8 protein-coding genes are annotated in these 14,621 nt (G+C 37.1%); 3 read left to right on the top strand and 5 right to left on the bottom strand.

The features are described from left to right. Positions 1 to 394 precede the first annotated feature (394 nt). From HHU12_RS22010 to HHU12_RS21995, 4 genes are all read right to left on the bottom strand, one after another. Complete coding sequence (locus HHU12_RS22010; RefSeq protein WP_169658899.1) at positions 395 to 817, bottom strand: YeeE/YedE thiosulfate transporter family protein; 423 nt, start codon at positions 815 to 817, stop codon at positions 395 to 397. A gap of 3 nt (positions 818 to 820) precedes the next feature. Next, the gene (locus HHU12_RS22005; RefSeq protein ID WP_169658898.1) at positions 821 to 1,384 is read right to left on the bottom strand and encodes a YeeE/YedE family protein; all 564 of its coding nucleotides are present in this window, start codon (positions 1,382 to 1,384) and stop codon (positions 821 to 823) included. 158 nt (positions 1,385 to 1,542) lie between these two features. Further along, the gene (locus tag HHU12_RS22000) at positions 1,543 to 3,204 is read right to left on the bottom strand and encodes an FAD-dependent oxidoreductase (RefSeq protein WP_169658897.1); all 1,662 of its coding nucleotides are present in this window, start codon (positions 3,202 to 3,204) and stop codon (positions 1,543 to 1,545) included. Between the two features lie 402 nt (positions 3,205 to 3,606). Continuing rightward, a complete protein-coding gene (locus HHU12_RS21995; RefSeq protein WP_169658896.1) occupies positions 3,607 to 4,956 on the bottom strand; it encodes a family 16 glycosylhydrolase in 1,350 nt (449 codons plus the stop codon). 855 nt (positions 4,957 to 5,811) lie between these two features. Here HHU12_RS21995 and HHU12_RS21990 point away from each other — a divergent pair. After that, positions 5,812 to 12,456 (top strand): PKD domain-containing protein, encoded by a 6,645-nt coding sequence (locus tag HHU12_RS21990; protein WP_169658895.1) that lies wholly within the window; start codon positions 5,812 to 5,814, stop codon positions 12,454 to 12,456. A 245-nt stretch (positions 12,457 to 12,701) separates the two neighbouring features. Here the strand turns inward: HHU12_RS21990 and tnpA are convergent, their stop codons facing one another. Beyond that, positions 12,702 to 13,133, bottom strand: coding sequence for an IS200/IS605 family transposase (tnpA, locus tag HHU12_RS21985; protein WP_169658894.1), 432 nt, complete (start codon positions 13,131 to 13,133; stop codon positions 12,702 to 12,704). Positions 13,134 to 13,545: 412 nt separating this feature from the next. On the opposite strand from tnpA, the gene HHU12_RS21980 reads away from it, so the two are divergent. Next, positions 13,546 to 13,950, top strand: coding sequence for an energy transducer TonB (locus HHU12_RS21980; RefSeq protein WP_169658893.1), 405 nt, complete (start codon positions 13,546 to 13,548; stop codon positions 13,948 to 13,950). Positions 13,951 to 14,043: 93 nt separating this feature from the next. Next, complete coding sequence (locus tag HHU12_RS21975; protein WP_169658892.1) at positions 14,044 to 14,619, top strand: TetR/AcrR family transcriptional regulator; 576 nt, start codon at positions 14,044 to 14,046, stop codon at positions 14,617 to 14,619. Positions 14,620 to 14,621: the final 2 nt, after the last annotated feature.

Below are 14,621 nucleotides of genomic sequence, written 5' to 3'. Positions count from 1 at the left end.
TTTACCCTAGTTTTAAAAAGCAATTTACCATCTTAGATAAATACAACACTATAAATCTAAGGTTTTGTCTTAACACAAAAACGAAGCAAAAAAGTCAAGGCTTTGAAGTCAAAAGTTAAATTCCATTTTTTTCGCCTAAATGATTTTAAACTCGCTAAAGCTCAAACAAGAAAATCATTTTTAACGGCTCAATCCATGAAGTTCTTAACGCTTTTCCCTTCAAGGCCGGGGAAGCACTACCCAATGAATAGAGTAGAAAGCTTACTGGTATGAATGTTAAGCCTAAGCGTAATTCGTGTCCTTTAGATGATCAGAAATCCCCTAATTTCTTGATTACAATAGTCTAGTTTACAATGCACTTAATATCTTATCATCAATTTCTAGTCACGTATTTTTAGTGAGGTAGATGCTGTTTGTATTTCCCGTAAATAAAAGTCCCAAACAGGGCAAAGAATAATACAATTGCCATGCTGTACTGACCATATCCAATCAAGATAAACATAGGAGCAGTACAACCGCCCACTAAAGCCCAGCCCATACCGAAGGATGTTCCTCCAAGCAGGTATCTCCAAATGCCTTTTTGCTTATCTGCAATAACGATAGGTTGACCGCTGATATCTTTGATGTTGAATCTTTTAATTACTTGAACAATAATTGCCCCTGTAACCACTGCAGAGCCAATCAGTCCATACATATGAAATGATTCAAAACGGAACATCTCCTGAATTCTGAACCACGAAATGGCCTCTGATTTTGATAAAACGATGCCAAATAATATTCCTAAGAATAGATAAATTAATGTTTTGCCTGCCTTCATTTTTTAGAATTGAATGATAAATGGAAGAATCAAAAATGTCATGATCAAGCCTCCTATAAAGTAACCGATCACAGCTATAAGTGATGGTAATTGGAGGTTGGATAAACCACTGATGGCGTGTCCTGATGTACAACCACCGGCATATCGAGCACCAAATCCAATTAAAAATCCACCAATTGAAAGCATTAGCATTCCCTTTAAACTAAAAATAGCTTCCTTACTGAAAAGTTCAGTGGGAAGTACATGATGGGTGTCGCTTGTAATACCAAGTTGATGTAAATGATCTATAGTTTGGTCAGATACACCTGCCAATACATCACCACCTAAGAATTGATTGGAAATAAAACCTCCAATAATACAGCCTAAAGCAAACACCAAATTCCATGATTCTTTTTTCCATTCAAAATTAAAGAACTGAGTGTTTTTGCCAATACCACATGCCGTACATATGGTTCTAAAGTTGGATGAAAGTCCTAAGCTTTTTCCTAATAGTAAAAGTAGACCCATAGTGGCTCCGATCATAGGCCCGCCAATATACCAAGGCCATGGAGCAAGTAAAGTTTCCATGTAAGAATTTTGTTATAGAATTTTGTAGAAAAGTGTCACGTGTTGAAATGAGGTTATTTCAAAAAAGAATAACCTCATTTTTATATTATGTAGTAGGTCACAATACTGTGCATCATAGTTTTAACCATGATACACAAATTATTTATTTCCCAAAGTGCTTACACTAAGGCTGGTTTTAAAGCATTGATTTTTTTGAATGCAGTAAATCCACCTGCTATATTATGAAGGTTTGTAAAACCGTTATGCGCTAAAATCAAAGATGCTAAATAACCTCTCAAACCTTTCGCACAAGTGATGTAAATAGGTTTGTCTTGAGGTACTTCATTCAGGCGCTCTCTTAAAACATCCAGTGGAATATTGATTGCACTTTCATGAATGATACCTGCGTTTTCTAACTCCTGAGGGTTTCTCACATCAAGAATTGTAATTTCGGCATTGCTATCAAAAGCCTCTTGAGCAACCTTAGCATTCACCTCTTTGAACAATCCTTTCTGAGCATTTTGAGCAACATAACCCGCTACAATCACAGGATCCTTTGCAGGGGAGAACGGTGGGGCGTATGCTAAATCAAGGTTTGGAAGGTCTTCGATTGTCAATTTGGCGTAAATGGCAGTAGCCAACACATCAGTTCTTTTGTCTACACCTTTTTCACCGAACAGCTCCGCACCTAATAATGTATGCGTATCTGGTGTGTAGTAGATCTCAATAAACATATCTTTACCGCCAGGGTAGAAACCAGGGTGTGAGTTGGCAATAATGAATGTAGATTCATAAGCAATTCCTTCACGCTCCAGAATCTTTGGACCAGCACCGGTTCTCGCAATCGTGTGGGAGAACATTTCCATAATTGCGGTTCCGTATCCACCTGGGAAAGTTTCGTTAGCACCCACAGCATTGGCACCTGCTACTCTACCACCTTTATTAGAATGCGTACCCATTGGGAACCATCCTTCAGAGTTGGTTACTACATTTGGAATCGATGCACAATCACCTGCAGCGTAAATATCTGGCAGGGAAGTTTCCATTTTAGTATTGACAATCAAGGCTCCATTTGGCAGTGCTTTCGCACCTTTAGAAGTCAACATTTCCGTGATAGGCTTCACCCCAATGGACATGATCATAAAGTCAGATTGAAGAACAGTACCGTCGTTTAGTGTAACAGTCCCCTCATCCATTTTGTCTACTTTTTTACCTAGTTCCAATCGGATGCCATTCTCTTCCAGCACTTTTTCACCCATGTGGGCAAACTTGTCGTCCCATGGCCCAAGAATATGCTTGCCAAGCTCAATCACAGTCACTTTTTTACCGATCTGAACAAGGTTTTCAGCTGTTTCCAAACCAATCAAGCCAGCACCAACAATAGTGATATTTTCAGCATCGTCAAGCACATTTGATTTTACAATTCTGTCAAAATCCTCAATAGTTTTGGCATTTGCCCAGTTTTGGCTGTTTTCAATTCCTTCAATAGGAGGGATGATTGCTGTTCCGCCTGTAGCATAAACTAATTTGTCATATTGATACTCACCTTTAGGCGTATACACCATATGTTTGTCAGGATCAATATTAGTAACAGGTTCCTCTAAATGAACATCTATATTAAATCTTTTGCGCAGTAAATCTGGTTTTACCACCAAAAGCTTATCTCTGTCTTTAATTCTTCCCGAAAATGCATAAGGGATCCCACATGTAGCATAGCTAATGTTGGCTGTTTTTTCAAAAAGAATAATTTCAGCGTTTTCATCTGTTCTTCTTGCTTTTGCGGCTGCAGATGGTCCTGCTGATAATCCACCAATAATGATAATACGTTTCTTATTTTCCATTCTCGTTGTTTTTATCTTTTGATACCACAAAAGTATTTAATGCCTAAAAGCATAATTGTAACAATTATCACATAAAGTGATTATGGAGTGAAACAAGGGAGGTGAATTATTTTATGATGAATGAATAGTTAGTAATTATAATATATGATAAGTTTTTATTTAAAATATAATACCGTGTTTATGGTTAAATGAGAAATAAAATTCCGTAAGTTAACAAATGTAATATTTTGTCACTTCTATCTTTTACAAAAAAAATGATGAGAAGGTAATTGTACCCTCCCATCAAAAAGTTATAATTAAGAACCCAATAAATCATATAGAGTAATTGATAAATGAAATGAATGCGAAACCACTCTAATGCTAAATTGTAATTCCCGACCGTGTGAATTTTATCTTAAATTCTTATTTACCGTCTAATGATAAATGATCTGTCGTTACTTCAATCAACTCAAAAGAATCAACATGCACCTCTTTCTTTTGCCATTTGTTGGTAAAGTAGATGTAAGTTTGATTCGCAAAGTCGCCAGTTGTAAAGCAGATACTTTGACGGTACCATGTATTTTTAAAGAATTTGATAATAGGTTGTTGTCCTTTCTTTCCAAATGCCTTTACACCTAACCAACCGTTTTGCCAGATATTGTCCATATTGGTCATCGGAGCTCTAGCAGATGCAGCTAAGATATAAGTAGTATTCGGCTTTAATTTTACAGTTCTTGAAATCGTAGACTCTTTACCAGCACCTAACTTTACATAGTTTTTACCGGCTTCATTCTTTCCTTTTCCATCAATGGCTTTTACTTTTCCTTCTACGTCCCATCCTTCTAAACCATTATCAAAATCATTATTTTCAAGAACATTGACAGGCATCTCACAAGTCAAATCAGAAGAAGGTTTTCTCTGCCACACTCTTACATAATCAACCAAAAACTCTACACCTTTTTCCGTAATATCTTCTTTCTTAGGATTTACTTTCCAAGGGAAAACCTCATTGTCTACCCATACTTTTTGCTCATTGTGCATGACCCATTTGTCACCTAGTTCTTCTTTAGTTACACAGCGGATCAATTTTCCATCAATATAAAGCTTCAAAAAGTCTTCGCTCCACTCACAACCATACACATGATAATCGCTCGCTAAGCGGAAAGGCATTTGAGTTTTATTATCCCAACTTGTTTTACCCCAGAGCGGATCTTTTCTGTCTTTTCCCCAATCATGGAAAGAAGTATGGTAAAGTTTTTCTACATGTTTGTCTTTTGGATATTTACCGAAAATCTCAAACAAATCTAATTCGCCACCTTTTCCTGTAAACCAGAAAGCACTTGATAATGGAGCATCAGCCGGTTTACATTTGATTTCCATGTAACCCGTTTTGAATTTCTTTTTTGTAATGATGGCTCCAGTAGTGATGTTTTCAAACTTATATCCTTTATGCTTGCCGCTGATAAAGTTGAAGTCCGGTTCCCATCTAGTCGTTATTACCAATTGACCATCTCTTACAGAGACTGCGTGAGGAGCAAACTGTGAAGGAGCTCTACCTTTGAAATTATTCTCATAATGATCATTTTCCCCCTGTACAATCCATTTGTCTTTATCAATCTGATTCCCTTCAAATTCGTCACTTACCTCTTTGTTTAGTGTCCAACCTAATTTATTCTCAGGATCAGAAGCTGGATTTTGTGCCATTACAGCACTTGTACTTAATGAAGTGGCTAAGAAAGCACCTAGTACTATGAGTTTATTTTTTCTTTTCATTTCTATACTATTGAGTCACAAAAAATTCGCACATTAAATGTTGTGAGTGCAAGTTGTAGGTTTAATTTTTTGATGATGTTTTTATAGGTAAATAAAAATGTTCTTTCCGTAAAGGATAGATTTTTAGCATTTTGACTACTCAAATGTTGTTGCATGTGAAGTCAGTGTTTTCTCTTTGTTTTATGATGAAGAGGAAAGAACAGATTAAAAATCCCTGGTGTTAAGGTACAAATTATATTTCACTTTTAAATGTCATAAACCTTTGTTTTTAGATAATTCAGTGCTGTTTTTGGATAAAATTATACTATTAAAATAGTCTTTGATCAATCCTGTATTCCCAATTATTAAAAATTTGTTCTTACGCTTAGTTACATCTTATTCACTCAAAATCACCCGAAAGAAAAGCAATCAAAATAAATTTGAGGCAGTTAAATGTTGTTTTTACATCTAATTGATAACGTTTAAAAAACAGAAGAATGAAATGAACTTATAAAATCTACTGACAGATAACACTCTTTTTAATCTTATGAAAGATAATCCCCATCATTCCTATTACAATAGAGACACCAAAGACCGACAGGGGTAAGGATTATTTTCACGGCTTTCTAAAGGAAATCGTCTGCTAATATTTCACATCAAATTAAAATTATTAATTGTTAGATATCTAAGTGAGTTTGAAATGAAGGATTAAGAAATGAAATTGAAGATGAACGACGTTATAGCTTTCAAATTGGTTGAAAGGTAGCCAAAGTTTGCAGTATGGGCGACCTCAACTCTTCACTTTACAGGTTTAACTATAAAAGCTTATAGTCACTTTATTCTATTTACTTACATATCTATTAACAAACTAAAAGTATGAAAAGAAGCGAACTTTTTTTTGGCGTCTTTTTGATCTTTGTGACGAATCTGCTATTCGCTCAAGACAAGCCCAACGTCTTAATTATTCACACTGACGAACACAGTTTTAAAACCGTCAGTAAATACAGAGATCTTAATTTACACAGTGGCAATCTTACGAAAGAGGAGTATTACAACCCTTGGAATGCTACAGATCAGGTGGCCACTCCCAACATGGACCGTTTGGGAACTGAAGGTGCAGTGAGTACAAAGCACTATGCCTCATCACCAACTTGTACTCCCTCAAGAGCCTCATTTATCACATCATTATATCCTGGTTCAACAGGTGCTGCTCGTAATGACAGACCAATGCATGATGATATGAAAACATGGGCTCACGTTTTAAAGGAGAACGGTTACAGTACTTCTTATGTGGGAAAATGGCACTTAGAAGGAAAAGATGATCCTGCTACGCAAGTTTGGGGTGCAGGAAGAAATTTTGGTTTTGACAATATCAAATGGCGTATTGAAAAAGAACACTGGACATGGTTCAACGAGGATGGTGTTCCTCCTTATGATTGGGGTGAGCAAGGAAAACCGAGTGGCGATTGGATTTATGCTACGGAGTTTTTTACAGATAAAGCCATCGAAATTATGGAAGATGATATTGATGCTCAAAACCCTTTCTGTTTGATGATCTCAATTCCAGATCCGCATACACCTAACCACTCTGCACCGGAGTATCATGATTGGTGTAGAAATGTGAATTTCACAGCCCCTTATACTTATGATTTAACGTATGATAAGGAAGGTTCAAGACCCAACTGGGCAGATAAGCAAAATAACAACGACGTTCATCCAGGTTCAGACAGATACAGCTCTTTTGATGAGTTTTATATGCAAGAATATTGGGGTATGGTGAAAGCAGTGGATGATAATATTGGTAAAATGTTGAAACTTTTGGAAGACAAAGGTCAGCTGGATAATACCATTATTATTTACACTGTAGATCACGGTGATATGCTTTTTGAGTACAGCCGTATCAATAAAGGTGTGCCTTATGAAAGCTCAGCAAAGATCCCTTTCATGATTCGTTACCCTAAGAAAATCCCTAGTGGAAAAATTGTCACTACCCCTCATGTCAATGTGGATGTAGGACCAACAATCTTAGGTTTGGCAGGTTTGCCGGCTATGTCAGATGTTCACGGTAAAGACCAATCGCACTTATATACAAGCGATGATTTAATGGTAACAGAAGACGATACTGTATTTATTACTGAAGATGCAGGATGGTGGGTTTCTGCTGCCACAACTCGTTACAAGTTAGTATTGAGTAATAAGGATGATGCTTACTTGATTGATCTTGAAGTTGACCCATTGGAAACGACCAATCAACTGGCAGATATTGAAGGTGCGAACTATGCGATGTACATGGAAAAAGCATTGGAATTGGAAGCGAGTTTAAAGCATAGAATGGTTCAGACCAATGAGCTGTATGGTGCGGGTACTAAGTTTTTACAATGGATGACTTCTGGTCCTGAAATTCCTGCTCCTCCGGCGGTAGAAGTTTCAGATTTACCATTAAATGCAGACCTTTTCGGTTTTGAAGGAACAGCAGTAGTAGATGGTACAGCCAAAAAATGGTCGATGGGTGCAAGTAACGATTTCTCTATTTCTGATGAAAAAGCAGCAAGTGGCAACTTCAGTTTAAAGTTCCATCATACAGCGGCCTTGACGGGCAATGGTGGCGCGGCGCATGCTCCAGCAGGAATGGTGAAATTAGCAGCAGGAAAATACAAGTTCAAAGCGAAAGTATTTATTGAGCCGAATAGTGCGGCGAGTCGTTTTAGAATCTTTATGAAAAACCCAAGCGCCAACTTAGATCCTTTTTACTTGCCGTCAACTACAGGGTCGTGGGTAGATGTAAGTTATGATTTCACTATGGCAAGCGGTACTTCTAATGAAGGTACATTCTCTTTAGTCATACAGCCTGGAGACGCAGCTGAAAACGGAGGAACATCTTCAACGGTCTATTTTGATGATATTGAAATAGAGGAAGTAATTCCAATAGAATTTAAAGGTTTAGATCCTGTTCTATTTGGTTTTGAAGGCACTCAATGGATTGATGAAGAAGAAAAAAGCTGGTTTTTTGGTACCAATGCGGGCTATTCTCAAGATGAAAAGGCTTCAGGAAATAGAAGTTTAAATATGTCAGATGTTTCATTGGTATCAGGAAACGTAGCATTAGCAGCGCATTCACCAATCAAGTCATTGTACATGAACGAGGGTGATTATGAATTGTCATTAAAGGTAAAAGGCAAGGCAGGTAATAAAATCAAATCTTTTGATGTGATCTTAAAAGATAATAAGGCACAAAGTTTATTTATTGTCAACTCTTTTGATATTTCTGCTTTAACAGACGAAGACGGATGGGTGACGCTGAAGAAAAATATCAGCTTCGGTAAAGACAGTGATCCTGAAAACGGTCAAGTGACCATTAGAGTAAGAGAAGTAGATTTAAATACTCAAGGTGAAGGCTACTTATTTATTGATGATATTAAATTAGAGAAGAAAACATCAGATGTGGCTGAAGGAGGAACAGACCCTGCGGATGAAACACCGAAAGACGTCCCTAATGATCCATCAGATGAAAACTTTTTAAACTCTCATTTATTTGGTTTTGAAGGTCCAACTTTAATAGACCTTGGCGCTGGTAAAGTCAGAGTAAGATGGACAGGTGATAGTGAATTTTGTATTGTGGATTTAAACGGTAATCCTCAAGGAAAAAGAGTAATGCGTTTTGTGAATGATGGTGTTTTAGATAAAACAAAATCAGTTTATGTGGATAAAAACTCAGCACCTTTACCAACAGACACTAACCTAGAATTCTCTATGAAAGTGTTTATTGAAGAAGGAAGTACCATCAATAAAGTAAGGGTAGCAGACTTGACTTCTCCAGTAACTCAATTTGACCTGACTGGTCTTCCGCAAGGAGAATGGGTACAATTGAAAAGAGAAATTACACCGGATGAGCTCAATGATTTCAAGAGAATCAAATTACAGATTCAAGTTGCTGATGCAGGTGATAAAACCACTATTTACTTTGATGATATCAGAGTGACAATGCCTCAGGAAGAAGTTGTGGCAGATGGTTGTATGAAGAATCCAAACTCATTGGTCAATTCGTGTGCTTTTGGTTTCGAAGAAAATACAACGAGTGCGGATTGGGCTACAAATGCTATTTATACGATTACAGACGAAATGGCTTGGGGCGGTTCAGCTTCTCTAAAGGTTCAGATCGATACTGAAATTGCAAGTGGTAATTTAAATCAGACTCCTAAGAGTGGTTTACAATCAAATGCTGTCATTGATGAAGAGCACATTGTAGTAGCTTTCAAACTTTATATTGATGCAGACGCGACATTGAGTCAAATCTCTTTATTATCGAAGTTTAATGACATTGCACCTCAGGTATTACCTATCGACATTTCCACTTTAGAAAAGGGAAAATGGCTGACGGTAGAACAAGAAGTAGCAGTGAAAAACTTCGCTGAGACGGCTACGTTAAACTGGGTAGGTTTCCGCTTTAATAATGGCACAAAAGGAGCGGGTGTACTTTATATTGATGATGTGTCTGCAGTTCTAAAAAGTGCATTTGTCAATGATCAAGACCGTAATGTAGTCTTTACAATCAAGGATGAAAACGAGGCTCCAATTGAAGGTGCTGTGGTGAAAGTTGCAGGTTATGATGATGCAGTAGCTGACGCAAATGGTATGGTCACATTGATGGCCTCAAATATCCAAGGGAAAAAATACACAGTAGAAAAAGAAGGTTTTAATAGCAAAGAAGGACAATTCTCTGTGGTGAATGACGATGTGGCTGTTGATGTAACAATGAAGGTTTTTGTACCTGAGACTTACAGCTTCACTATTCTATTAAAAGATGAAAATAGTAAACCAATGTCGGGTGTTGTTGTGACGAATACGGACAATGCGGAAACATATACAACGGACGTAAGAGGTGCTGTAGTATTGATGGGATTAATGGAGATGGATGTCATCAACTATGCCGTAGAGCTAGAAGGTTTTAATGCCATCACAAACACAACTACTATAGGTACATCGAACAGCAGTGTAACAGAAACATTGGTCAGAAAATTATATGCACCGGATGCGATTTTTGCCGTCAATAGAGTAACAGGTGATAAGCCATTAACGGTGAGCTTTAAAGATGAATCGAAACACTTGCCAACGGCTTGGTTATGGAATTTCGGTGATGGAGGAACTTCAGTAGATCAAAACCCTTTCTACACGTACCAAACAGCAGGTGTGTATACAGTTTCATTAAAAGTAACGAATGAGACGGGTGAAGATGAGTTGGTGAAGGAAGATTACATCACAGTAGGTTTATTCCCAACAGCTGAATTTACAGCAGACATGACAGAAGTAGAAGAAGGCACAGCAGTGCAGTTTACAGACGCATCAACTACAACTATTACATCATGGTCATGGGATTTTGGAGACGATGCTACTTCTGATGAGCAAAACCCATCACATACTTATACAACGGCAGGGCAGTATACAGTGAAGTTGAAAGTAACGAATGAAGATGGTGAGGATGAAATGGTAAAAGAGGACTTCATCACAGTAACAGAGGTACCTAATTTAGAGGTTTCATTTGTATATAATGTAGTGAACTTTGATGATCCTAAGACGATTCAGTTTATGGATAAATCAGCAGGTGAGGTAACATCATGGTCATGGGATTTTGGTGACGGTTCTACTTCTGATGAGCAAAACCCAATACATACATATGCGGATGGTGGTACTTATCAAGTGACATTAGAAATTGCGAATGATAAAACAGATGCAACTGGTTCTGAAACTGTTGAAGTATCATCGACAACGTATGAATTAGTTTACAAAAATGACTTCTCAGAATACGATGTAAATACGGCTCTTTTGGAAGAGGAGAGAACAGACGCTCGTAAATTCCATTACATTGCTTTCCAGCAACCTGATCAGCCAAGAACATTAACTGTTTTAGAAGAAGGTGGAAATAAATATATGCAATACGGTGACAGCGATGCGACTGCTTCAGCAAACGGTCAATTTAGAACGAACACAGTGATTGCATTCAAAGCTGGAACTAAATACACTTTGACAGTCAGAACAAGGGGCCTTGCGATTCACTTCCCATTGATTATGGATGTGGAATCCAATAGCCCAAGAGCAAAAGGTGAATCGTTCAAAGATGGTTCATTGACGGATTGGCATACACATATACTTTCTTTCGAAGCGGAAGAAGACTTCAATGCCACAATTGCAATGGCTAGAAACTGGTACGGGACATTGGATGTAGATGATATTGTCTTAATGGCTGAAGGTGAGGAAACATCAGGAGTGGAAGCGAACTTTACAGCATCCGCAACAGAAGTAACTTTAGGAACTGCAATCCAGTTTACAGATGCTTCAAAAGATGCCACTTCATGGTCATGGAACTTCGGAGATGAGAACACATCGACGGACCAAAACCCTTCACATACTTACACAACAACAGGTACATTTACAGTAACATTGACAGCTTCTGATGGATCATCTTCTGATACCAAAGAAATGGAGATTACTGTAAACCCAATTGCTGGAGGTACGTTGCCAGTAGCATCATTCTCTGCAGATAAAACGGCAGTGAAAGAAAACGAAACAATCACGTTTACAGATGCTTCAACAGACGCCACTTCATGGTCATGGAATTTTGGAGATGATAATACATCAACAGACCAAAGTCCTACTCATGCCTACACAACAGCAGGTACGTATACAGTGACTTTGACTGCAACAAACGAAAATGGTGATGATGTGGAAACAAAAGCAGATTACATCACAGTGACCGAAGGAGAAACACCGGCAGAGGTTGTGGCTGATTTCACAGCATCAAAAACTGAAATCACTTTAGGTGAGGCAGTACAATTTACAGATGCATCAAGTAATGCCACTTCATGGTCATGGAACTTTGGCGATGATAACACATCAACTGATCAAAGCCCATCACATACTTATGCATCTGCAGGAACATTTACAGTAACGCTTACAGCATCGAATGATAATTCATCTGCCACAAAAACAATGGACATTGTGGTGAATTTAGATGTAGTAAATCCAACGCCAGTAGCTTCATTCACTGTAGATATCACAGAAGGAAAAGTAAATGAAACGATCACATTTACAGATGCTTCAACAGATGCTACTTCATGGTCATGGGACTTCGGTGATGGTTCATCTTCTGATGTACAAAACCCAACTCATACTTACGCATCGGCAGGGATCTACACTGTAGCCTTGACAGTAAGTAATGAAAACGGTACTGATACTTCTTCTCAACAGGATTTGATCACAATTACTGCAGAAGACCCAACAAGTATCACAATCGACGGTGTTGAAATCAAGGTATATCCAAACCCAGCTTCTTCTGAAGTCAACGTAGTTTCAGCAGATGTTGTAAACGTAACGATCTTTACAGCAACGGGTCAATTGATCCAATCTATTGACAAAACTATAGCTTCAATTAAAATCCCAGTAGAAGGGTGGAGAAGTGGATTATATCTATTCAAAATGACCACCAAAAACGGAAGTCAATACACAACAAAAGTACAAGTGAAATAATATTAGAATAGAGTAAATAATAGGACGGGTGGTGAGACCAAGTGGTTTTGCTACCCGTTTTTTTGTGACTTTACGCAGACCTATAATTGAAATGTTTCGTGCACCATAGTTAAAACTATGGGCAGGTGATACTGTAACCTTATCAAGACTGAAGTCTTGAAGGTTAAAAACACGGAATCAACACTTCAGTGTTGATGGAGACAGTATCACCTGCCCATGACTTTAGTCGTGGTGCACGAAACATTTCAAGTTATAACAGTAAGTGACTCAAAATAATCTAGTTCAGCATCTAAACTCAATTTTTCATGCTTCTCCCATTGAGCACTAATGTAAGATCTAGTAGAGTTAATAAACCTAGGGCTCACAGAAACTGCAAAATAGCCAATACCCCACTGAAATTTATTCTTAAAGAATTCATTTTCATTAATTAAGAAAGAACTTTTACCTTTCAATTTTTTCACAAGTGTAGATAATGAAACTGAGTTTGGGAGTAATAATAGACAATGAATATGATCCTTATACCCATTTATAGCATCAATTTGATAACCTTCTTTTATTGCAATCTCTTTTATAAGTGGCAATACCTTATTGTCTAAAATGTCTTTAGTAAAAAAAGGGCATTTTTCTTTAGTAGACCAAACTAAATGAATCCATAAATTATTATTGGAGTGAGACATATTGAATCGTTGCTTTAATTATTGAGAATAGTTTCCTTAGTAGTTGAATATACTTGAAAACGAGACTTTTTCAAAAATTGGTTTTATGTTTCGTACACCAAGTTAAAACTATGGGCAGGTGATACTGTAACCTTATCAAGACTGAAGTCTTGAAGGTTAGAGACACTGAGTCAACGCTTTAAGGAAGATAAAGAAGTGAGATTAGCTCTCCAAAAGCCCACAACTTCAGTTGTGGGTTAAAAAGATATTTACTACTTTTAAACCAAGATCAACAATAAAAAAATGCAAACTATTCTATTCAATTTACTTCTCATTATTATGATAATTTCTTGTTACAAACCTCATGGAAAAGAGGAAATAAACCAAAAAGCACAAGAGATTATTACAGATGCTTTAACCAAAAATGAAACTAATGAATAAGATATTACTTACACTTTCCATTTTTCTTTCATGTCACTTACTTGAAAGCTGTCATACGAAAGAAATGAATGCTGAGATAGAAGAAGAGAAAGCGGACTTCATGTACTCGGAAATACTCCCAAAATTTTACCATGAAGAAGGTATATCTTTATCTGATTTCGTAAAAAGAGAATTAAAATATCCAAAAGCAAAAGGTTGTATTGAAGGTAAAGTTTATGTGAGATTTCTGGTCGATAAATATGGTCACTCAAGTGAGTTTGAAGTAGTGAGGGGATTATCAGAAGAAGCGGATAAAAATGCTATAGAAGTAGTGAGGAAAATGACATTTGAGGCAGGTATTGAAAATGGTAGGGCTGTGAATAGTTGGGTTATTGTACCCATAACTTTTTCATTTTGATACTTGATATAAAATAATGATTCTAATCATTTATGTTACTAATGAATTAAAATGTTACTATATTAGTATCATATATAAAAATAAGTAACATTTTTGAAAGCAAGAGATAAAATATTAAAAGCAGCACAGGACTTATTCTTTGAGCAAGGAATCAAGAAAGTAAGCATTGCTGAGATCTATGAGACGGCCCAAGTTTCTAAGATGAGTTTTTACCGTCAGTTTAAAAACAAGGAAGACATTGTGCTTCATATTTTCAGATCATTATACGATACTTCCATGGTGGAGTACAATAAGATCGTGGATCAGAAATTATCCTTTCGAGAGACATTGACACAACTGACAGATTTGAAAGTAAGGTTTTCTAGAAGCATGAGTAAGAAGTTTTTGGAGGAGTTTTTACAGATGTTCAGTACAAAGTCAGAAGTGATGGAAGAATTGCAGGAGATGCAAAAAGAGGGAAGGGCTCTGTTTGTCAATGAGATAATGAAGGCGAAAGCTACAGGTGAGATCAGAGAGGACTTAAGTATTGAATTTATGTTGTCGATGCTGGATCATATGCAAACCTATATTGAAGATCCAAGACACATTGAAATGTTTTCATCGTCCCAAGAGATGGTCAAAGAGATTACCAATTTTTATTTCTTCGGTATTTACGGCCCAAAAGAATAAAC

Origin of the sequence: Flammeovirga aprica JL-4, assembly GCF_012844305.1 — a bacterium.
Lineage (GTDB): Bacteria > Bacteroidota > Bacteroidia > Cytophagales > Flammeovirgaceae > Flammeovirga > Flammeovirga aprica.
This window is presented reverse-complemented; position numbering and strand designations above follow the sequence as displayed.

Bases quoted from the DNA above. Each gene is read 5' to 3' on its own strand.
- HHU12_RS22010 (WP_169658899.1), bottom strand. From the start codon at position 817: ATGAAGGCAGGCAAAACATTAATTTATCTATTCTTAGGAATATTATTT.
- HHU12_RS22005 (WP_169658898.1), bottom strand. From the start codon at position 1,384: ATGGAAACTTTACTTGCTCCATGGCCTTGGTATATTGGCGGGCCTATG.
- HHU12_RS22000 (WP_169658897.1), bottom strand. From the start codon at position 3,204: ATGGAAAATAAGAAACGTATTATCATTATTGGTGGATTATCAGCAGGA.
- HHU12_RS21995 (WP_169658896.1), bottom strand. From the start codon at position 4,956: ATGAAAAGAAAAAATAAACTCATAGTACTAGGTGCTTTCTTAGCCACT.
- HHU12_RS21990 (WP_169658895.1), top strand. From the start codon at position 5,812: ATGAAAAGAAGCGAACTTTTTTTTGGCGTCTTTTTGATCTTTGTGACG.
- tnpA (WP_169658894.1), bottom strand. From the start codon at position 13,133: ATGTCTCACTCCAATAATAATTTATGGATTCATTTAGTTTGGTCTACT.
- HHU12_RS21980 (WP_169658893.1), top strand. From the start codon at position 13,546: ATGAATAAGATATTACTTACACTTTCCATTTTTCTTTCATGTCACTTA.